This window comes from Cupriavidus phytohabitans (assembly GCF_017815025.1).
In the GTDB taxonomy this organism is placed as follows: domain Bacteria; phylum Pseudomonadota; class Gammaproteobacteria; order Burkholderiales; family Burkholderiaceae; genus Cupriavidus.
In genome coordinates this window covers 14720-32897 of record NZ_JAGIQB010000044.1, presented here as the reverse complement: position 1 = coordinate 32897, position 18178 = coordinate 14720, and the positions used below count along the sequence as shown (strand labels likewise).

The 18178-nt window shown below is 64.2% G+C and carries 18 protein-coding genes and 2 pseudogenes; 10 read left to right on the top strand and 10 right to left on the bottom strand.

All coding sequences use genetic code 11. From position 1 onward, the window contains the following. Nucleotides 1-10: 10 nt before the first annotated feature. The 5 genes from J8I34_RS25550 to J8I34_RS35300 are packed head-to-tail and all read left to right on the top strand — an operon-like array spanning nucleotide 11 to nucleotide 3615. The gene (locus tag J8I34_RS25550; RefSeq protein ID WP_209807279.1) at nucleotides 11-733 is read left to right on the top strand and encodes an ABC transporter ATP-binding protein; all 723 of its coding nucleotides are present in this window, start codon (nucleotides 11-13) and stop codon (nucleotides 731-733) included. A gap of 2 nt (nucleotides 734-735) precedes the next feature. After that, nucleotides 736-1443, top strand: a complete 708-nt coding sequence (locus J8I34_RS25545) for an ABC transporter ATP-binding protein (RefSeq protein WP_209807278.1) — start codon at nucleotides 736-738, stop codon at nucleotides 1441-1443. Continuing rightward, nucleotides 1440-2306 carry a branched-chain amino acid ABC transporter permease gene (locus J8I34_RS25540; RefSeq protein WP_209807277.1) on the top strand — a complete coding sequence of 289 codons (867 nt, stop codon included), beginning with the start codon at nucleotides 1440-1442 and terminating at the stop codon, nucleotides 2304-2306. Before J8I34_RS25545 ends, J8I34_RS25540 begins: the two co-directional genes overlap by 4 nt. Nucleotides 2307-2316: 10 nt before the next feature. Beyond that, nucleotides 2317-3429 carry a branched-chain amino acid ABC transporter permease gene (locus J8I34_RS25535; RefSeq protein WP_209807276.1) on the top strand — a complete coding sequence of 371 codons (1113 nt, stop codon included), beginning with the start codon at nucleotides 2317-2319 and terminating at the stop codon, nucleotides 3427-3429. Between the two features lie 21 nt (nucleotides 3430-3450). Next, a complete protein-coding gene (locus J8I34_RS35300) occupies nucleotides 3451-3615 on the top strand; it encodes an AMP-binding enzyme (RefSeq protein WP_500784437.1) in 165 nt (54 codons plus the stop codon). A gap of 126 nt (nucleotides 3616-3741) precedes the next feature. On the opposite strand, the gene J8I34_RS25525 is transcribed toward J8I34_RS35300, so the two are convergent. From J8I34_RS25525 to J8I34_RS25500, 7 genes and pseudogenes are all read right to left on the bottom strand, one after another. Further along, on the bottom strand, nucleotides 3742-4698 hold the full coding sequence (locus J8I34_RS25525) for an AraC family transcriptional regulator (protein ID WP_209807275.1): 957 nt from the start codon (nucleotides 4696-4698) through the stop codon (nucleotides 3742-3744). 252 nt (nucleotides 4699-4950) lie between these two features. Then, a pseudogene (locus J8I34_RS25520) lies at nucleotides 4951-5064 on the bottom strand (glutathione S-transferase); the annotation flags it as partial. Between the two features lie 139 nt (nucleotides 5065-5203). Then, on the bottom strand, nucleotides 5204-5749 hold the full coding sequence (locus J8I34_RS25515; RefSeq protein WP_029048857.1) for a carboxymuconolactone decarboxylase family protein: 546 nt from the start codon (nucleotides 5747-5749) through the stop codon (nucleotides 5204-5206). A 196-nt stretch (nucleotides 5750-5945) separates the two neighbouring features. Beyond that, on the bottom strand, nucleotides 5946-6581 hold the full coding sequence (locus tag J8I34_RS25510; RefSeq protein ID WP_029048856.1) for a nitroreductase family protein: 636 nt from the start codon (nucleotides 6579-6581) through the stop codon (nucleotides 5946-5948). Nucleotides 6582-6871: 290 nt separating this feature from the next. Then, nucleotides 6872-7160, bottom strand: a pseudogene (locus tag J8I34_RS34855) (ArsR/SmtB family transcription factor). Nucleotides 7161-7301: 141 nt separating this feature from the next. Continuing rightward, a complete protein-coding gene (locus J8I34_RS25505) occupies nucleotides 7302-8543 on the bottom strand; it encodes an NAD(P)/FAD-dependent oxidoreductase (protein ID WP_209807274.1) in 1242 nt (413 codons plus the stop codon). A 140-nt stretch (nucleotides 8544-8683) separates the two neighbouring features. After that, a complete protein-coding gene (locus J8I34_RS25500) occupies nucleotides 8684-9607 on the bottom strand; it encodes a LysR family transcriptional regulator (protein ID WP_029048854.1) in 924 nt (307 codons plus the stop codon). Between the two features lie 190 nt (nucleotides 9608-9797). Here J8I34_RS25500 and J8I34_RS25495 point away from each other — a divergent pair, with 190 nt between their 5' ends. Then, nucleotides 9798-10793, top strand: coding sequence for a Bug family tripartite tricarboxylate transporter substrate binding protein (locus J8I34_RS25495; protein ID WP_209774430.1), 996 nt, complete (start codon nucleotides 9798-9800; stop codon nucleotides 10791-10793). Nucleotides 10794-10872: 79 nt separating this feature from the next. After that, complete coding sequence (locus J8I34_RS25490; RefSeq protein WP_209807273.1) at nucleotides 10873-12396, top strand: amidase; 1524 nt, start codon at nucleotides 10873-10875, stop codon at nucleotides 12394-12396. Nucleotides 12397-12426: 30 nt separating this feature from the next. On the opposite strand, the gene phaZ is transcribed toward J8I34_RS25490, so the two are convergent. Beyond that, complete coding sequence (phaZ, locus tag J8I34_RS25485; protein WP_209774428.1) at nucleotides 12427-13650, bottom strand: polyhydroxyalkanoate depolymerase; 1224 nt, start codon at nucleotides 13648-13650, stop codon at nucleotides 12427-12429. A 424-nt stretch (nucleotides 13651-14074) separates the two neighbouring features. Here phaZ and J8I34_RS25480 point away from each other — a divergent pair, with 424 nt between their 5' ends. The 3 genes from J8I34_RS25480 (at nucleotide 14075) to J8I34_RS25470 (ending at nucleotide 16058) form a co-directional block, all read left to right on the top strand. Then, nucleotides 14075-14452 (top strand): hypothetical protein, encoded by a 378-nt coding sequence (locus J8I34_RS25480; RefSeq protein ID WP_051320586.1) that lies wholly within the window; start codon nucleotides 14075-14077, stop codon nucleotides 14450-14452. Between the two features lie 113 nt (nucleotides 14453-14565). Further along, the gene (locus J8I34_RS25475; protein WP_245176128.1) at nucleotides 14566-15513 is read left to right on the top strand and encodes an ATP adenylyltransferase family protein; all 948 of its coding nucleotides are present in this window, start codon (nucleotides 14566-14568) and stop codon (nucleotides 15511-15513) included. Nucleotides 15514-15674: 161 nt separating this feature from the next. Beyond that, complete coding sequence (locus J8I34_RS25470; RefSeq protein WP_371748134.1) at nucleotides 15675-16058, top strand: ABC transporter permease subunit; 384 nt, start codon at nucleotides 15675-15677, stop codon at nucleotides 16056-16058. Nucleotides 16059-16135: 77 nt separating this feature from the next. On the opposite strand, the gene J8I34_RS25465 is transcribed toward J8I34_RS25470, so the two are convergent. Both J8I34_RS25465 and J8I34_RS25460 read right to left on the bottom strand, forming a co-directional pair. Continuing rightward, the gene (locus J8I34_RS25465; protein ID WP_209807272.1) at nucleotides 16136-17296 is read right to left on the bottom strand and encodes a DUF1275 domain-containing transporter; all 1161 of its coding nucleotides are present in this window, start codon (nucleotides 17294-17296) and stop codon (nucleotides 16136-16138) included. Between the two features lie 39 nt (nucleotides 17297-17335). After that, complete coding sequence (locus J8I34_RS25460; RefSeq protein WP_209807294.1) at nucleotides 17336-18166, bottom strand: fused MFS/spermidine synthase; 831 nt, start codon at nucleotides 18164-18166, stop codon at nucleotides 17336-17338. Nucleotides 18167-18178 lie beyond the last annotated feature (12 nt).

Sequence of the window (18178 nt, the reverse complement as noted above, 5' to 3'; positions counted from 1 at the left end):
GGAGTTCAACATGAGCAGTGTGCTGGAACTTGACCGGGTCTCCAAGCGCTTTGGCGCGCTGACAGTCACGGACGATATCAGCTTCTCGGTGCAGGCCGGCGAGACCTACGGCATCCTCGGCCCGAACGGCGCGGGCAAGACCACGCTGTTCAACCTGATCAGCGGCGATGTCCGTGCCGACAGTGGATCTGTCTCATTCAATGGCGCGCAGATCGGCCACCTGCCGCCGCACCGGCGCTGCGTGGCGGGCATCGGCCGCTCCTACCAGGTGCCGCGCCCGTTCGGCGGCATGACAGTGTTCGAGAACCTGCTTGTGGGCGCCACCTTTGGCGGGGGCAAGCCCGAGCGCGCTGCCTATGACGTGTGCGTGGACGTGCTGGCGCGCACCGGGCTCAAGGCCAAGGCCAACCGCCTGGCGGGCAGCCTGACGCTGCTCGACCGCAAGCGGCTGGAGCTGGCGCGCGCGCTGGCTACGCAGCCCCGGCTGCTGCTGCTCGACGAGATTGCCGGCGGCCTGACTGAGCCGGAGACGCATGAACTGGTTGACGAAATCCGGCAGGTGAAGGCGGCCGGAGTCAGCATCGTCTGGATCGAGCACGTGGTGCATGCCTTGCTCGCCGTGGCCGACCGGCTTCTCGTGATCAACTTCGGCCGCAAGCTGGCCGAGGGCGCGCCAGGGGAGGTCATGGACAACCCCGAAGTCCGCCGCGTCTACCTTGGCCTGGAGGCCTGACCATGACCACATTGCTTCAAACGCAGGGCCTGACCGCAGGCTACGGCGACTTCCAGGCGCTCTTCGGCATCGACGTTGCCGTCGGCGCCGGCGAAGTCATTGCGCTGATCGGTGCCAATGGCGCGGGCAAGTCAACTTTCCTCAAGACCATCGCCGGCCTGCTGCGCGCGGCGCCCGGGCAGGTGATCTACAAGGGCGCGCCGATCGGCAGCCTGCCAGCTGCCCGGATCGTCGGCAAGGGCATTGCGCTGGTGCCTGAGGGCAGGCGCCTGTTCCCGAGCCTGAGCGTGGAAGAGAACTTGCAGCTCGGCGCATACTGCGGCCGGCCTGGGCGCTGGAACCTGGAAACGGTGCTCGAACTATTCCCCGCGTTGCGCGAGCGCCGCCACCATCCGGCCGCCGCGCTGTCGGGCGGGCAGCAGCAGATGGTGGCAATCGGCCGCGCGCTGATGAGCAACCCGGAGCTACTGATGTGCGACGAACTCTCGCTTGGCCTTGCGCCCGTGATCGTGCGTGAAATCTATGCGGCGCTGCCGGCCATCGTCGCCGATGGCATGAGCGCCATCATCGTCGAGCAGGACGTGCGGCTGGCGCGCCAGGTTTCCTCCCGCTTCTACTGCTTCCAGGAGGGACGCGTCTCGCTGGAGGGCGAATCCGCCAGCGCTTCGGACGAGGCGATCACGCAGGCCTATTTCGGGGTCCAGGCATGACTACGCTCATCAACATCCTGGTACAGGGCGTGCTGCTCGGCGCGCTGTACGCGCTCTTTGCCATGGGGCAGTCGCTGGTGTTCGGCGTGATGCGGCTGACCAATATCGCGCACGGCGATTTCATCGTACTGCTGGTGTTCGTGCTGTTCGCGCTGACGGCCATGGCGCACCTGCCGCTGATGGCGGCGCTCGTGCTGCTGGTGGCCATCGCCTTCGCCGCCGGCTACGCGCTGCAGTATGTGCTGCTCAACCGTGTCAGCAGCCGCGACCCGCTGCCATCGCTGATGGTGACCTTTGGCCTGTCAATCGTGATCCAGAACGTGTTGCAGGAGCTGTTCTCAGCCGATCCGCGCGCCATTGCCACGGGCGGCTTTGAGTCGCAAGGCGTGTTGCTGCCCGGCGGCATCAACGTGGGCTACCTGCCGCTGCTGACCCTGCTGGCAACGGTGGCGGTTACGTTTGCGCTGCAATGGCTGTTTGGCAGGACCGCACTCGGACGCGCATTCCGCGCCACCTCCGACGATCGTGAGACCGTGCAACTGGTGGGCGTGTCGCACCGGCGCACCTATGCATTGGCCATGGCCATTGCTTTTGTCCTGATCGCGGTGGCGGCGGCGCTTTACGCCATGCGCACGGCGGTTTCCCCGTCCGACGGGCCCGCGCTGCTGTTGTATGCGTTCGAGGCCGTGATCATCGGCGGCATGGGCTCATTCTGGGGCACCTTCCTGGGCGGCATGGCGCTGGGCGTGGCGCAGCAGGCGGGTTTCTACTTCGATCCAGGCTGGGGCATCTGGCTCGGCCACGTGATGTTCCTGGCGGTGCTTGTCGCCAGACCCCAGGGCTTGCTGCCAAAGACTGCATAGAGGTGCCGAGATGGAAAGAACTGAAAACAGCCCCTCGCAGGGCTTTGAAGTGCGGCGCGCCACGCGCGCCAGCAAGCTTGCGGTGCTTGGCCTGCTGCTGGCCGCCGTGGTCATCGCCAGCATGCCGTACTGGGCCGGGCGCGACACGCTGCGCGATTTTACGCAGATCGCCGCTTACCTGCTCTTCGCCATGATGTGGAACTTGCTGGCCGGCTACGGCGGCATGGTGTCGATCGGCCAGCAGGCATTCTTCGGCATCGGCGGCTATGCCATGCTGGTACTGGCCAATTACTGCGGCGTGTCACCGTTCCTGGCGGTGCCGCTCGGTGCAGGCCTGGCCATGCTGGTGGCGGTGCCCGTCTCGCGCATCGCGTTCCGGCTCGAAGGCGGCTATTTCGCGGTCGGCACCTGGGTCATCGCGGAAGTCTTCCGGCTGAGCGTGGCCAATGTGTCCGCGCTAGGCGGTGGCTCGGGCACCAGCCTGACGGCGCTGCAAGGCATCCCCCGGTCAACACGGGAATCGCTGACGCTGTGGCTGGCCCTGGCCGCGGTCGCGGGCGGGATTGCGCTGCTCTACTGGTTCCTGCGCGCCAGGCCGGGGCTCGCGCTAACCGCCATGCGTGACAATGCCGCGGCGGCCAGCAGCCAGGGCGTCGACGTCCGGCGCGCGCGGCTCGTGGTGTATCTGGTCGCGGCGGGTGGCACCGCGTTTGCCGGCGGCCTCTACTTCCTTGGCAACCTGCGCATTTCTCCCGATGCCGCGTTCTCGGTGAACTGGACCGCGTTCGGCATCTTCATCGTGCTGATCGGCGGGCTGGGCACGCTGGAGGGTCCCATCATCGGCGCGCTGATCTTCTTCCTGCTGAACAAGTTCCTGTCCGACTACGGCACCTGGTACCTGATCGGGCTGGGCATTGTGGCCATTGTTGTCGCGCTGTTCTTCCCGCAGGGCATCTGGGGCTATCTGTCGCGACGCTTCGGCCTGCAGTTGTTCCCGGTCGGGCGGCGGTTGGTGTTGGGCGATCCCGCCGCAGCGGAAGGACTTGTCCCCCAAAGACCTGCGCCGGCAGGGAGGCTTCCCGACAGTGCATCGGTCGCACGTTCGGCAAGGGACGCAGCATAGCAGCAGACGTCAGGACGAGACATCTGTCATTACGATAGGGAAAATGCGCGAAGTCGAGGCACGCTTCGGTGCAGTTTCTGCAGGACGCGCCTCGCCGCGTACAAGATCCCACGACTAGTGGAATTCGTGGACGATTTGCCAAAGACGGGCTCCGGAAAGATCCTGAGGCGGGCACTGCGCGTTTAACGGTATCTGATTACGCAGGTGGGCCGATATGGCGCAATCGACACAGGCTAAACGCGAGCCGCCACCACGCATTGAAGTCGTACACGCGGAAGAAGGCCTGGTGCTCGCGCAAAGCGAATGGGGGCATTACTGGCCCGCGCGCGCCTGACGGCGCCATTGCCCCGGCGTCATTCCCATCGTGTCGGTGAACACACGCCGGAACGCTGCCACGGATCGATACCCGACTGAGTCGGCCACGGCCTCGGTGGTCATCGTCGGCTTCTTCAGTTCGTTGGCGGCCAGGCTCATCCGGATATCGGTCAGCAATTCGATGGCTGAACGCCCCAGCTTGTCCTGGAAGTGCCGCATGAAGGTGGCACGTGACATGCTGCACAAGTCGGCCAGATCAGGCAGTTTCCAGGGTCGCGCCGGATCGGCGAACATGGCTGAAATGGCCGGAGCCAGTCGTGGATGGCCGGCAAGCGCCAACAAGCCTGCCGGGGCCTGCTCGGATTCGCTTGCTGCGCGCAGTACCAGTGTGAACAGCGCCGAGGTAAGCGCGTTGAGCATGGCGTATCCGCCCAGTTTGTCGCTGGCGGATTCCATGCGCATCAGCCCGACGAGGCTGGCCAGGTGGTTCGAAGCGGACCCGATGGCCTCTTCACCATGGCCGTCCACGGCCCGTACCACCAGATTCGTGGGCAGATAATTGTGAATCAGCCGATCATGGGGCGGCTCGATGAAGAATCGTCCGCACAACAGGTCCAGATGCTCGCCCTGGCCATCATTCTGGCTGAGCATCCATCCTGCAGAACCTTGGCGATTGTAGGTAAGACCCGGCGCATGTCCGCTGCCATCGTGCAGCACGTGCGCCGACCCGTGAGGCAACAGCACGATATCTCCACCCACCAGCTCCATGGTCGTCTCCGTCTCCGGACTCTCGATAATGGCCCGGCCCTTGAGCACGACGTGGTAGGGAATCTCGTGCGCCGCGGACTGAGGCCAGGCCACACGCCATGGCGCACCATAGGCGCAACGGACCTCCAGCTGGCCAGTGATGGTGATCATTTGCAGCAGTTGGCTCAGCCAGTCGACTTGGGACATAGGACCTCGGGAACTTGAACCTCAAGCATCATATTGCAATTGCACACCGGGTGTACGACGCTCATGGCCTCAGTGCTCGAGCCGATCGGACACGTAGCGCGCTAAGCCCGTCGGGGGAACTGGACGGCAAGGGATTCCTTCGCGTGCGCATCGACGTCAAAGACGTTGCGCACCGGCCGGGCTGCTCGACGGCAACCATCTGTCGCTACCTCGCCAGGATCACTGAGGACGACGATACGCGACCGAGTCCTGATCCTCCAGCATGATGCCGACCTTCACGCCGTTGGGCGTCGGTAAGAAAAAGAGTTGCAGCCGATCGGGGTACTGCACCGGCCAGCGCGTGAAAATTGGGTGATCGAGTGTCACATTCTTTCTCCTTGACTTGTCGGGTCATACGAAAAGCCCGGATGGATCTCTTCTTGCCTGGGTGCATCCGGGTTTTCGTGTTACGTTCGCATCAAACCTCCGAGCACCTTCGGAGAGGATCGATGCGACCGGATAGCGTTCAGATCGAGCCAGCCGGCGTCACGGCGGGAAAGTCCTTCTCGGGATCGAACACGTTGTTGAAGAAATTCGTCAGGGAATACATGGCGACCAGCGCGACGATCTCCATGACGTTCGCGTCCGTGTAGCCGGCTTCGCGGACGGCTTTCAGATCGGCGTCAGTGACGTTGCCGCGGGCCTCGATGACTTTGCGGGCAAACTGGACGGCGGCGTCGCGCTTCGGGTCGCTGGCATGCCCCTTCCGAGCGAGAATGATTTCATCGGCCGGCAGCCTGGCCATATGCTCGGCCGTAAAGCTGTGAACTGTCAGGCAGTAGTTGCAGCCATTCACTTCGGAGACAGCGAGGCCGATGCTGTCACGCGTCTTCACGTCGAGCGCCTTGCTCAAGGAGCCGAGCAGGGTGGCCCATGAGTTGAACGCGATCGGGCTCTGCGCGAAAGTCGCCATCATATTTGGGGTGAACCCGATGTTCCTGGTGATTGCATCGAGGGTCGGTTTCGAATCGGCCGGCACCTGTTCCGGCTTTAGAGCAGCAGTTCTTGGCATCGTAGTCTCTGTAAAGTTACTGGTTTCACTCATTGGGGATAGTCCATGTGGGAACCATCCCTCGGCTTACTTCGTGCCCAGGTCTTGGGTCGAAGCTGGTCAGGCCTTCAAGTGGGAGGTACCTTGTGTTTGCGTGTTTGCCTCTCACTTGGCAGCCGCTTAGTCGTCCGGCGTAATCACTGCCGCGGCGACGCACCTAAACCAAATCCAACACATCTGCCACCGGACGGCGCGGCTTCTGCGGCCAGTTTCCGGGGCGCTCTGTCCCTACGGACAACAGCATGACCGGCACTTCGTCGTCGGCCAGCCCGAACTCGCGGTGCACCGCTTCGGCATCGAAACCGATCATCGGCGTCGAACCCAGGTCCAGCGAGCGGGCCGCGTAGATCATCGCCGCCGCGCCGAAGGTGCCGGTGCGTACTGCCTCGTCGCGCTGGCGCTGCGGGTAGTCCATATACAGATTGCGTGCGGGGATTTCCCATTCCGGCACCATCTCTGCCGGCATGACGCCCGCCTCCACCAGCGGCGCCAGGCGATCTGGTATTACGCTCGAATCGGCCAACTGGCCGCAGACGATGAAGGTAACGGCCGCTTCGGTGATCGCGGGCTGGTTCCAAGCGATCGGACTCAGCCGAGCCTTGGCTTCAGGCGAGCGCACGGCGATGAAGCGCCAGTTCTGCATGTGGAAGGATGTCGGCGCGCTGGTGCCGATTCGCACCAGCTCGCGGACCTGGTCGTCGCTCAGGGTGGCGGCAGGGTCGTAGTACTTGGCGGCGCTGCGGCTCAGGATGCATTCGATGACGGCATTGGTCCTGGTGGTTTCGTTGGTCATGGGTATCTTTCGTCAGGTGGTTAAGAGCCTCCACTTTAGGTCCACCAGGTACGGATTTCGAGACTATATTTGATCAATAAGATGCTCAAAAGGATCAAAACAACGAGGCAATCCAGCCCGCATCCGCATCCGCATCCGCATCCGCGGCGCGGCGCAAGTCGCCTCGTCGGGAACGACATCGAGATCGAGATTCAGGTGCTGTTCAGATGTGCTCGTCGCGAGTCGCTCGTGCGAAGGAGTGGTCGCCCCGTGTGGGGTGCAATTTCCAATACAGGCCGTGTATTGGCGTTTCATGACTGGGACTCAGAGGCGACAGAGCAGATCGATACAGGGGAACACGGCTTGCCGCCGCCGCAGGTTTCCGGGAGGTAAGCCTGCAACGCATTCATGGTCTCGGAATGGGGCCATGTAAATGATCGGGCGACCAGTCCTGGCGACTGGGATAGCAGGCCGGCGCGGTGTTTCCTTGACGTGAAAGGACAACGATGACGCCGGCATCTCCATCAACTCGGCGCTGCGGCCGGCGGGAAGTCCGCTGGGGCTGGCCTGCACGAGCATCCGGAACACGGACAGGCGTATCGAATGGGCGAGCGCGGCAAGCGCTTCAAGGGCAAAGCCATCGCTTCGAACGCCGCTGCCATGCGCAACACAGCAAGATCGCGGAAGCCGAACGAACGCTATCCAGCGCGCGCGGGCCGATCGGCGATGCTTGCGCTGCTCTCAATTGCCGAAGCGGGCCGGATCATACGGGCGGGCATCCACATAAGGCGTCTCGCCGTCGATCAGTTCGGCGAGCAGCCGCGCCGTGGCGGGGCCGAGGGTAAAGCCCTGGTGCGCATGTCCGAAGTGGAACCACAGGCCTGGATGGCGCGGGGCCCGGCCCACTACCGGGCGCATGTCGGCCACGCAGGGCCTCGCGCCCAGCCAGGGGGTGTCCTCGACAGGTGCGCCGAGCTGCAACAACTCGCCGGCATAGCGCTCGGCCCGCAATAGCTGCACCGGCGTGGGCGGCGCATTGTGGCGGGCGAATTCCGCGCCGGTGGTGAGGCGCAGGCCCCGTTTCATCGGCGCCAGCAAAAGGCCATTCTCGGTATCGAGCAGTGGCAGCCTGGGCATCGCCGGGGCCGCGTAGTGGCGGTGGTAGCCTCGCTTCACGAACAGCGGGATCCGGTATCCGAGCGGCCGGGTCAGCGCCGGCGCCCACGGGCCCAGCGCAATGACTGCATGCTGCGCCGTGACCACGCCGTCGTCCGTCGACACGCTCCATCCGCTGCCGGCAGGCTTCAGCGTGCTGGCGTCGCCGCGGCTGAGGATGCCGCCGGCGTTCTCGTAGCAGGCGGCGTAGCGGTGGACCAGCTCGCCGGGGTCGGCGACGGTCCACGGATCGCGCCAATGGACAGCGCCGGCCAGTGACCCGTGCAGGGCTGGCTCCGCGGCGGCGAGGGCGGCGCCGTCCAGGATCCGGCAATCGAGGCCGTGCTCCCGTGAGACCGCTGCTGCCTTTGCCGCCTCGCGGTCGAACGCCGCGCTGGTGCGGTAAGCCTGCAGCCATCCCTGCTTGCTGACCAGGTCCTGCGCGCCCGCCAGCGCGATCAGGCGTTCGTGCTCGGTCAGGCAGTGCCGGATCAGCGCGCTGTATGCGGTGACCGTCGCCGCATAGCGGCTGGGTGCCGATTCGTGCCAGTAGCGGGCCAGCGCCGGCAGCAGGCCCGCGAGCGCCAGCGGATGGTAATGGACATCGTTGCCCTGGCGCGCCATCACCTGCAGCACGGCGGTCCATTCGCGCGGGAAGGCATAAGGCTGCACCGCCTCGCGCTGGATGATGCCGGCATTGCCGTAAGAGGTTTCACGGCCGGGCGCCTGCCGGTCGACCACCACCACCGAGTGGCCGCGCTGGCGCAGCGCCAGCGCCGTGCAAACGCCGACCATGCCGGCGCCGAGTACCAGGATGTCCTTGCTCATGCGATGGGTCTGCCTTTCCTGCAACGTTGATCCGATGCCCCGATTCTGCAGCGCCGGCGTGCCGGGCGAAACTGGCATCGGGAGCAATTATTTGAATGGTCGATTGCTGCTTCGGCAATCGATACTGCATTGCCTGCCGATCACTTATCGGCATCGATGCGGGTGATGGCTTGCGCCAGGTGCTGGACGAAGGCGCGGCCCGCGGGGGGCAGGTTGCGCCGGGCCAGCGTCTGGATCTCGATATAGCGCTCGTTCATTTCGCGGTCGCGCAGCGGTATCGCGGTAACGATGCCGGCCTTGAGCCGCCGCCGCACCGACAGCTCGCCATAGAAGCTGATGACCTCGCCCCCGGCCGCGGCAAAGCCGACCAGCGAATCCAGGTGATTGCTGGAGAACACGGTCTGGTAGCTCAGGCCCTGGCGGCTGCAGCTGGTGTCCAGCAATTGCCTCAGCGAACTGTCCTTGGGCGGCAGCGCAAGCGGGTAGCCGATGACCTGGGACAGCGACAGCTGGCGCTGGCCGGCCAGCGGATGGGTGGGAGCCATGACCGCGAGTATGGGTGCGGGATGGCGCAATTCCACCTCGATATCCAGTTCGGGCAACCCGCTCAGCGTGATGCCGATGTCGGCCTCGCCATCGCGGATGCGCCGGGCGATGTCGCCTTGCGGACAGACGTCGAGGTCGAAGCGGATGCCACCGTACTGTTCCCGAAAGCTCGCCGCCAGGGCGGGGATGAAATCGTGCGTCAGGCCTTCCACGCTGGCCAGCCGCACCTGGCCGACGCGCAGGCCGCGCAGCGCCTGGATGTCGCCAGTGACGCGGTCGATCTCCTGCTGGGCTCGCTTGGCATGCGCCGCCAGCAGCTCGCCGGCGGCGTTGGGGACCAGGCCGCGCGCACGCCGGTCGAACAGCAGCGTGTCGAGCTCGCTCTCGAGCTTGGCGATCTGCCGGCTGACCGCCGAAGGCGCCACATTGAGCTTCACGGCGGCGTCTTTGACCGAGCCGGTGCGCACCACTTCAAGGAAGTAGCGCACGGCGGTTTCCTGCAGGATGCGGTAGGACATGGGTGGGTAGGGGCGGCTAGGGCGGCTAGGGGCTGGACGCGGCAGAATCATTCTAGCGATTGCGTTTTTGGCAATCAATCTTTCGAAACATTGCTACGATTTTCACACCGGATCGGTCGTACGATGGAATCACGCCGCGCCCTGCAGTCTTGCTGCGCTGCGCCAATTCCTACTCTGCCGGAGCATCTACATGCGATCCCCCGTCCCCCGCACCCAGTTCCTGCTTGCTGCCTGCAGCGTCTGCGCCGTGGCCTCGCTGGCGCCAGCCACTGTCGCCGCGCAAGGCGGGTATCCGTCCAAGCCGATCCAGCTGGTCCTGCCGTTTCCGCCGGGCGGCGCCACCGACATGGTCGGCCGCACCATCGCGCGCAAGCTCGGGGAGGGCCTCGGCCAGACCGTGGTGGTCGAGAACCGGCCCGGGGCCGGCACCATCGTCGCGGCCAGCTACGTGGCCAAGTCGGCGCCGGACGGCTACACGCTGATGGCCACGTCGGGAACGACGTTCACGGTCAACCCCGCGGTCTACGCCAAGCTGCCGTACGACCCGCAGAAGAACTTCGAGCCGATCGGCCTGATCGGTTCGACGGGGCTGATCCTGCTCGCGAACCGCGACGTCCCGGTGAACAACCTCAAGGAGTTCGTGGCGGCGGCCAAGGCGGCGCCGGGCAAGTATTCCTACGCGTCGTTCGGCGCCGGCACCACCGCTCACTTTGCCGGCGAGGAACTGCTCAACCTTACCGGCACCAGGCTGCTGCATGTCCCGTACAAGGGCAGCGCGCCGGCCATGACCGACCTGATGGGTGGGCAGATCCCGTTCAGCGTGGATACCGTGGCCGCGGCGATCCCGCAACTCAAGGCCGGCAAGATCAAGGCGATCGCGGTCACCACGGCGAAGCGCTCGGCGCTGCTGCCGAATGTGCCCACCGTGGCGGAAAGCGGCTACCCCGGGATGGACACCAGCACCTGGATCGCGCTGGTTGCGCCGCGCGGCATGCCGGCCGAGGTCAAGGCGAAGCTGGAGAAGGCGCTGGCCGACGCCATCGCCGATCCGGCCACGCGCAAGCAACTGGCCGAGAGCGGCATCGAACCGTTCTACGCGCCCGGCAGCCAGGTCGCGACCATGATCGACAAGGAAATCCCGCAGATGCGCGCCATCGCGCAGCGCGCGCATATCAAGCTGGACTGAGCTGGATCACCACCCCCTATCTCTCCCGATGCCTGCCGCCCGCTGCGGCGGCAGGCATGGCCACCGACATTCTGATCCCATGAACGCGCAAGACCAACTGACCTCGACTTCCGCGGTCGAACTCCGCCGCCTGATCGGCACCCGCGAGATCTCGCCGGTAGAACTGCTGGAGGCGTGCATCGCCCGCATCGAGGCCTACAACCCGGCCATCAACGCCATCACGGCGACCTGCTTCGAGCGCGCCCGCAAGGAGGCGCGCGTGGCCGAGCAGGCCGTGCTGCGCAACGAACCGCTCGGCCTGCTGCACGGGTTGCCCCTTGGGGTCAAGGACCTGGAGGCGACCGAGGGTTTGCTGACCACCTATGGCTCGCCGCTGTTCCGCAACCATGTGCCGGCGTCGGACAACGTGCTGGTGGCGCGGCTGCGCGCGGCCGGCGCCATCGTGGTGGGCAAGACCAACATCCCCGAGATGGGCGCCGGCGCCAACTCGCGCAATGCGGTCTGGGGCGCGACCGGCAATCCGTTCAACCCCAACCTCAACGCGGGCGGCTCGTCGGGAGGCTCGGCGGCGGCGCTGGCCGCGGATTTCCTGCCGGTGTGCACGGGCTCGGACACCGGCGGCTCGCTGCGCATTCCGGCGGCGAAGTGCGGCGTGGTGGGCTTCCGGCCGTCGCCCGGCATCGTGCCCAATTCGCGCAAGCTGCTGGGCTGGACGCCGATCTCGGTGGTCGGCCCGATGGGGCGCACGGTCGCCGATACCTGCCTGCAGCTCGCCGCATCGGCGGGTGTGTCGGTGACCGATCCGCTGAGCTACGCGGTGGACGCGGAGTCCTTCCGCCTTCCGCCGCACGTGGACCTGTCGACGCTGCGCGTCGGCTATACCGAGGACTTCGGCTGCTGCGCCGTGGACGACGGTATCCGCCGCGTGTTCCGGGGCAAGATCGCCGCGATGCGCCACCTGTTCAAGCGCTGCGACGAGGTCCGCTTCGATCTGGGCGATGTGCACCGCTGCTTCGACGTGCTGCGCGCGGAAAGCTTCGTCGCCGGCCTGCACGACGCCTACCAGCGCGACCCCGACGCACTCGGGCCCAATACGCGGGCGAACTACGAGATGGGCGCGAAAATGTCGCTGGCCGACAGTTCCTGGGCGCAGGCGGAGCAGAACCGGATCCTGCAGCGCTTCCAGCAGGCCTACCACCAATACGACCTGATCCTGTCGCCGACCACGCCGGTTTCGCCGTTTGCATGGACTAGCCTGTATGCCGGCACCATCAATGGCGAGGAGCAGGAGAACTACTATCGCTGGCTGGCATTGACCTATGTCGTGACGCTGACCACGCATCCGGCTATCTCGCTGCCGTGTGGTACGGACGAAGCGGGCATGCCGTTCGGGCTGCAGGTGACCGGGCCCTTCCGGGGGGATCTGGAGACGCTGGCTGCGGCGCAGGGGATGGAGACAGCGTTTGCCGCGTCGCCTGTATTGAGGCGGCCGGTGCCGGATCTGGCCAGGATCGTGCCGGCCACGCCTGCGCTGCGCTCCATTGTCACGGCACCGCCGGGTGATGGCCCAGGGGTGCAGGCGGGTGGGGTTTCAGCTGTATAGCGCCGAGCCCGCGACAGCCCGACACGCACACTAGGTGCCGAGTCGCGTCATATTGCATATTCTGGGAAAGACTTCTGTACGCCAGCAAGGGCCAGAAAAGAGATCATAATGACCGCAACGTGGCACCGTAACGTGGCGCTTGCCTGGCAGGGCGATACCTTGGCACAGATCGTGGGCCGCATGGGTCTGTCCGCAGCCAGAGATTTCATCGCACTCACCTTCAATGGTGAGTAATGCGGTCGTACGAATGTCTTGTGGTCGCACGGCATGCCCTTGCACCTGCCATGTCCCGAGGGGCAAGTGGAAGTTCTGGAACACTGTGCTGATGGTATCCAGGTAGAACTCTGCTGCCATGTCGAGTACAGCGCTATAAGTCTCCAAGGCTTGCCAATGCCTGTGCGCAAGCTCCGCGTCGCCGCGCGCGAGACTGAAGCAGAAGTCCCAATATAGTGTCGTCAGGGAGGATGACTCCGCCGCGGCCAAGCCGGCGACTTGTACGAAGCTTGGGCAAACCTGACGTCCGACGCCCATGTACGGCTCGGGCACCACATGAATCAGATTGCGTTGAAACCACTGCAGGGAATGACGCGACGCGAGATTCCCGATTGCAGTAGGACTGCGACGCGCATCGATTGGGCCGCCAATCAGAGTCAAGCTCCGTGGTGTTGGCTCATCCTCGCTCGCCAGCAGCGCAACGGCGGCCAGCGTCGGCACGGTGGCCTGGCAGATGGCGAGGACATGAAGCGACTCTGCTTCGATCTGATGAATAAAGCGCTTGATGTAAAGCACATAGTCGTCCAGATGGAAGGGGCCATCGCTCAGAGGTACGTTACGCGCATTGCTCCAATCCGTAACATAGACGATATGGTCATGCAGCAACGACTCCACGACCTCGCGAAGCATGACGGCATGGTGGCCGGCCAACGGTGCGCAGAGAAGTATTGACCGAGAAGGTTGTCCAGCTTCATGTTCGGCGGTAACGGCCGCGAAGCGCCGCAGGCGGCAAAACGGGCTGTCTAAAAAAATCGTCTCCTTCACCAGGACGACACGGCCGCGAAGTTGAATAGATGTAATGCTAAACGTTGGCTCATTGCAGGGCGTGCCGACTCGACTGAGCATTTCCCAGCAAGCAGAATAGTCGCTTGCGCCAGGCAGATAAGAAAACGGGCTCAGAGGGTTGGCAAACGCACGGCTCGATTGAATCGCGAACGCCGCCATTGTTGCCCGCTGATACTCCACAATCTGATAGAGCATATCGACCTCACGTCGAACTTGATTTGCCAGGCAATCACCGCTACGAGCGCAGAACATAGCTCGGCCGGCGATGCCTCGGCTCCGAACCACTCCAGCATAGTTCAGGCGGGTGCAGCTGATGACTCCCCTGTAAGCGCGGGTACGCGAAGGGCTGCATCATCACGGGCCACGTTATCCGGGGAGTGATGCCGGTTCAGGCGAAACCATGCTGCGACTTCACAAGTGCCCGGCTGACGTGCTTCATGGACAACTATCGACAGGGTGGCATGTAATGCAAAGTTGTTGGCATCCTTTGCATGGCGGGCAGCCTCCTGGCGCCGTTAGGCTACGCTACGTAAGCCATGACCGAAAGCAATGCGGGTCCAGCCCCGCGAGGCGTTGCCGGCATGTCTTGTGTCGCAATCATTGGAGGGAGGCAACCAGCATGACTTATTCGCTCTCGCGCTCTGAAGTGGACAGCATTACCGAAGACGACGTGAAGTGCAGTACCATGAAACTGCTGCCGGCATGGGACGACATCCCGGCGGATTTCCGCAACGGCAATCTCTACACCCACCTGGCAGAGGCGCGCTTGCTCGACTACCAGTTACCCGGTATCTCGATTTCATTCCTGCCAGAGTTCGATGACGCCGCGGCTTGTCAAGCGATCGATCGTTGCATCAACGCCCATCTGAACGCCTTTGCGCCCCGCCACCAGCACCGAATCGCCGGTGTGGGATACATGATCTCGAAGGTCTGCACAGTGACACGCGTCGGGTCCGGGGATGCGAATGCCGAGCATCACGCTTGCAATGGAGCCTGAAGAAGGCCGGCCTGTCGCCTGAGTGGCAACGGCAAGCAGCGCGGCGCCGCGGGTGCGTCGCCAGTTGAGCGGGCTCTCCGGCGACGCTATGCTGAAGTGGGAGCGCCACGGACATGCACCATCCACACCTTCAGCCTGGCACACTTTGGCCGGCCATCGTCCAACGGACAGCGCACGCCTTGCGCAGCGGGGCGTTATGTCCGATCGAAACCGTCCGGACCGTAATCGAGGACGGCGGGGTGCGTTTCCTGGTGTGCGAAGCGTTGAGCCTGCGGAGCAAGGACAAGGCGCGCAAGCCGGGCAGTGCCGGCGGCAACCCGTTCCTGCCCTATGACGCTGAACTGTTTGTCACGGATATCTCCGACGACCATGTGGTCCTGCTGAACAAGTTCAACGTCGTCGAACATCACCTGCTGATCGTCACCCGCTGCTTCCAGGCACAGGAGTCGTTGCTGACCGTCCCGGACTTCGCCGCGCTGCTCGCGTGCATGGCGGAGTTCCCGAGCCTGGGCTTCTATAACGGCGGAGCCGCCGCGGGAGCGAGCCAGGGGCACAAACATCTGCACCTCGTGCCGCTGCCTCTCGCCCGGGATGGTCCGTCGATGCCGATCGAAACCTTGCTGCGGTCGGCACAAGCCGGCGCTCCGGGCACCGTCGGCGCGGTTCCCGGCCTCGCATTCGCGCACGCATTCGCGCCGCTGGACCTGATCGCAGCGCCACGGCACGAGATGGCGCACGCGGCCTACGAGCGCTACCGCATATTGCTCGATGCGGTTGGCGTGCGGGCGCTGCCTGTCGATGGCGCATTGCTTCAGTCGGCGCCATACAACCTGCTGGTCATGCCTGCCGGACTGCTGGTGGTACCCAGATCCAGGGAGTGCGTGGAAGGCATCTCGATCAATGCTCTGGCGTTTGCCGGTTCGGTGTTTGTCCGAGATGCGGCGCAGTTGCGGGCGGTTGAGAAGCTTGGCCCGATGAATCTGCTGCGGCGTGCCGCGGCAGCCGGAGAGCCGGGTGGGGCGGGACCATACGCTGCTGATACGAACCCACCGCTGGCGTGAACCTGGTGATGATTGAGAGCCTGATCGCGCTGCTGCGCGACATCAATGCTCAATACGCTGGTGGTCGTTCGGCCAGCAGAAGCTGCTCGAGATCGCCTTGGCCCTGATGAACGCATCCAGCGCACATAGCGGGTCTCGCCGAACAGTACCCCAGCTTCACGGTGCCGTTCTGCAGTTGGCTGATGATGGGGTTCTTCAAGGCGGTGCCGCGCGACATCGAGGAAGCCGCGATGATGGACGGGCTGAGCCGCTTCGGCGCCTTCCTGAAAGTGGTGGTGCCGTGGTCGTCGAGCGGGATCCTGACCGTGGTCATCTTCAGCGCCACGCTGGCAATGCAGGAGTTCGTCTATGCGCTGACCTTCATCACAAGTTCGTCGCAGTACACGGTGAGCGTTGGCGTGCCGACCTTCCTGGTGCGGGGCGATGGGTACTTCTGGGGCTCGCTGATGGGTGCGTGCCTGATCGTCAGCGTGCCGGTGGCTGCGCTCTACAACAGCTTCCTTGACCGCTTCGTGGCCGGGTTTACCGTTGGCGCGATCAAGTGATCCGGCACCAGAGGAGCTTGCTGATCCCCCGCGCCGCCACCGACAGCAGGATCGCTCTGCCTGATCGGGTCATGGTTCTAGGTGCCTCCCAGCCCCGGCAGATGGTGCACGAGCCAGATCGATGCCGATACCGCGGCAATGGTCCAGAGCGTCACAATCACCAGCGCTGCAACGTGGCTGACGGGACGGTTGAGGGTCGCTGCGGCCGTTGCGCGATGCTGGCGCATCACTTCAAGCGGAATTAACCGTATTGCCAGCAACAGGCCGAGAGGCACCAGCACGACGTCGTCCAGGTAGCCGAGCACGGGAATGAAATCGGGGATCAGGTCAATGGGCGACAAGGCATAGGCGGCGATCAGCAAGGCTAGCGCTTGCGCATGCCATGGCGTGCGGGGATCTTGTGCAGCCAGCCACACGGCGTGCGCCTCATTCTTGACTACCCGAGCCCAACGCCGGGAGCGTGCGGCCAGATGAGCCAGCAGGTCCCTGCGCCATAAATGCTGACGGACATCGTCCAGCACCGGGACTGCCGCGAGGGCGAGCAGCAGCGTTGCCAACGCAAGCGTGGCGCTGAACCCGATGTGCTTGAATCCCAAGGCGCCAATGACGCCTCCAGCGAAGAACAAGGTAACCAGCGTAATGAGTACTCGCAGCTTGAGCCGGTTGGCGAGCACTGGCGGCTTGCTCGAGTCGGCTCTGGACAGGTTCCAATAGAAGAGCTTGCCCAGTTCAATGCCGATGTCCGTAACCATGCCAGTCACGTGCGTGGTGCGGATCTCGGCATTCGACAACTTGGTGACCAGAGCATTTTGCAAGCCCATGATGAAACAGAGCACCATGACCGTTGCCGGCACGAACAGCCATTCGTGATGCTCGAGATTGCTTCCAAGCAGGCCAAAACACACTAACAGCGCGGCCTCCAGCATGAGCGGCAACGCGTATTCGCTTTGCAGGCGCTCGCGGCGGCCCCAGTTGACCAGGACTGCCGAGCAGGCGGCACCAGCCAGGAACGACAGCAGAGCCCCCAAGCCATCCAGCATCAGCCAGAGACTGCCCAGTGCCAGGTTGTCGGCCATGGCGGACACGATGCCCGACATGTGCGAGGTGTACTGGTGCACCGCCAGGAAGCCCCCGGCATTGGTCGCTCCGGCAACAAAGGCCAGATAGCAGGCCAGTTGCCGATTGCTTCCGGGATTGCGCTCCTTCCCGGTCAGCTTGCGCAAGTACAGGATTGGCATGGTTGCGTTGGTCAGGAGGCTTGCGCAGGAAGGGGCTTGTCAATACCGGATCTGCAGCTTTGCCGGCCTGGGCCAGGAGGCGCGATCCAGGGCAACGCGCTCGCCGCGTTTCAGCCGTCGGGCTGCCGCGGTCAGGTTCAGCGGATGCGCGGTTTCCAGGGCGCGCGCACGCGCCAACAGTGCATCCAGGGAGGGCAGCTTGTGCGGTCCTTTCCAGGCGAACAGCGTGTAGTTGGCACTGTCTTCGGCAAGAGAGAGCGACATCGACTGGCCGAATGCGGTGCCGGCCTCCTCCAGGTAAAGCGGGATATCGGGATCGCTATCGAGAAAATTCGCGACCAGCACACCGTTATCGGCCAGGCGGGCATGACAGGCTGCATAGAAATCCGCAGTGCCAAGCTGTACCGGCATGCCGTCGGCCAGGAAGCCGTCCACCAGGATGACGTCCGGACGTGCATTCTGGTTCGCGACATACTCGGCGCCATCCGCGCAGACCACCTCGAGTCGTTCGTTGTCCGGCGGGATCTGGAACTGCTCGCGCAAGGCGATGACCGCCGGATTGATCTCAATTACCACAACCTTGGTGTTGGCCAGATGCCGGTAGCAGTATTTGGCAAGTGAGCCGCCACCCAAGCCGATCATCGAGATCCTGGCGGGAGTAGGGTGCAACAGCAGGAATCCCATCATCGTCCGGGTGTAACCCAGCACGAGCTTGTCGGGATCCTTGCGCGACATGAGGCTTTGGGTGGCCAGTGCGTCGAAATGCAGCGACAGCGCGTGCCGGGTTTCCAAGACCTGGGGCGTACCGTCGCTGCTCGCCTCGGCCAGGAATTTCAGATAGGCCTCGAACGAGGAGCGGTCGGCGTGCATCTTGTCGGTTTC

What these genes read in the sequence shown, in the direction of transcription:
- J8I34_RS25515 (WP_029048857.1), bottom strand. Translation starts at nt 5,749, where the DNA reads ATGCCAAGAACTGCTGCTCTAAAGCCGGAACAGGTGCCGGCCGATTCG.
- J8I34_RS25500 (WP_029048854.1), bottom strand. Translation starts at nt 9,607, where the DNA reads ATGTCCTACCGCATCCTGCAGGAAACCGCCGTGCGCTACTTCCTTGAA.
- J8I34_RS25550 (WP_209807279.1), top strand. Translation starts at nt 11, where the DNA reads ATGAGCAGTGTGCTGGAACTTGACCGGGTCTCCAAGCGCTTTGGCGCG.
- J8I34_RS25480 (WP_051320586.1), top strand. Translation starts at nt 14,075, where the DNA reads ATGACTTATTCGCTCTCGCGCTCTGAAGTGGACAGCATTACCGAAGAC.
- J8I34_RS25465 (WP_209807272.1), bottom strand. Translation starts at nt 17,296, where the DNA reads ATGCCAATCCTGTACTTGCGCAAGCTGACCGGGAAGGAGCGCAATCCC.
- J8I34_RS25505 (WP_209807274.1), bottom strand. Translation starts at nt 8,543, where the DNA reads ATGAGCAAGGACATCCTGGTACTCGGCGCCGGCATGGTCGGCGTTTGC.
- J8I34_RS25525 (WP_209807275.1), bottom strand. Translation starts at nt 4,698, where the DNA reads ATGTCCCAAGTCGACTGGCTGAGCCAACTGCTGCAAATGATCACCATC.
- J8I34_RS25545 (WP_209807278.1), top strand. Translation starts at nt 736, where the DNA reads ATGACCACATTGCTTCAAACGCAGGGCCTGACCGCAGGCTACGGCGAC.
- J8I34_RS25475 (WP_245176128.1), top strand. Translation starts at nt 14,566, where the DNA reads ATGCACCATCCACACCTTCAGCCTGGCACACTTTGGCCGGCCATCGTC.
- J8I34_RS25510 (WP_029048856.1), bottom strand. Translation starts at nt 6,581, where the DNA reads ATGACCAACGAAACCACCAGGACCAATGCCGTCATCGAATGCATCCTG.
- phaZ (WP_209774428.1), bottom strand. Translation starts at nt 13,650, where the DNA reads ATGCTCTATCAGATTGTGGAGTATCAGCGGGCAACAATGGCGGCGTTC.
- J8I34_RS25490 (WP_209807273.1), top strand. Translation starts at nt 10,873, where the DNA reads ATGAACGCGCAAGACCAACTGACCTCGACTTCCGCGGTCGAACTCCGC.
- J8I34_RS25495 (WP_209774430.1), top strand. Translation starts at nt 9,798, where the DNA reads ATGCGATCCCCCGTCCCCCGCACCCAGTTCCTGCTTGCTGCCTGCAGC.
- J8I34_RS25540 (WP_209807277.1), top strand. Translation starts at nt 1,440, where the DNA reads ATGACTACGCTCATCAACATCCTGGTACAGGGCGTGCTGCTCGGCGCG.
- J8I34_RS25535 (WP_209807276.1), top strand. Translation starts at nt 2,317, where the DNA reads ATGGAAAGAACTGAAAACAGCCCCTCGCAGGGCTTTGAAGTGCGGCGC.
- J8I34_RS25460 (WP_209807294.1), bottom strand. Translation starts at nt 18,166, where the DNA reads ATGCACGCCGACCGCTCCTCGTTCGAGGCCTATCTGAAATTCCTGGCC.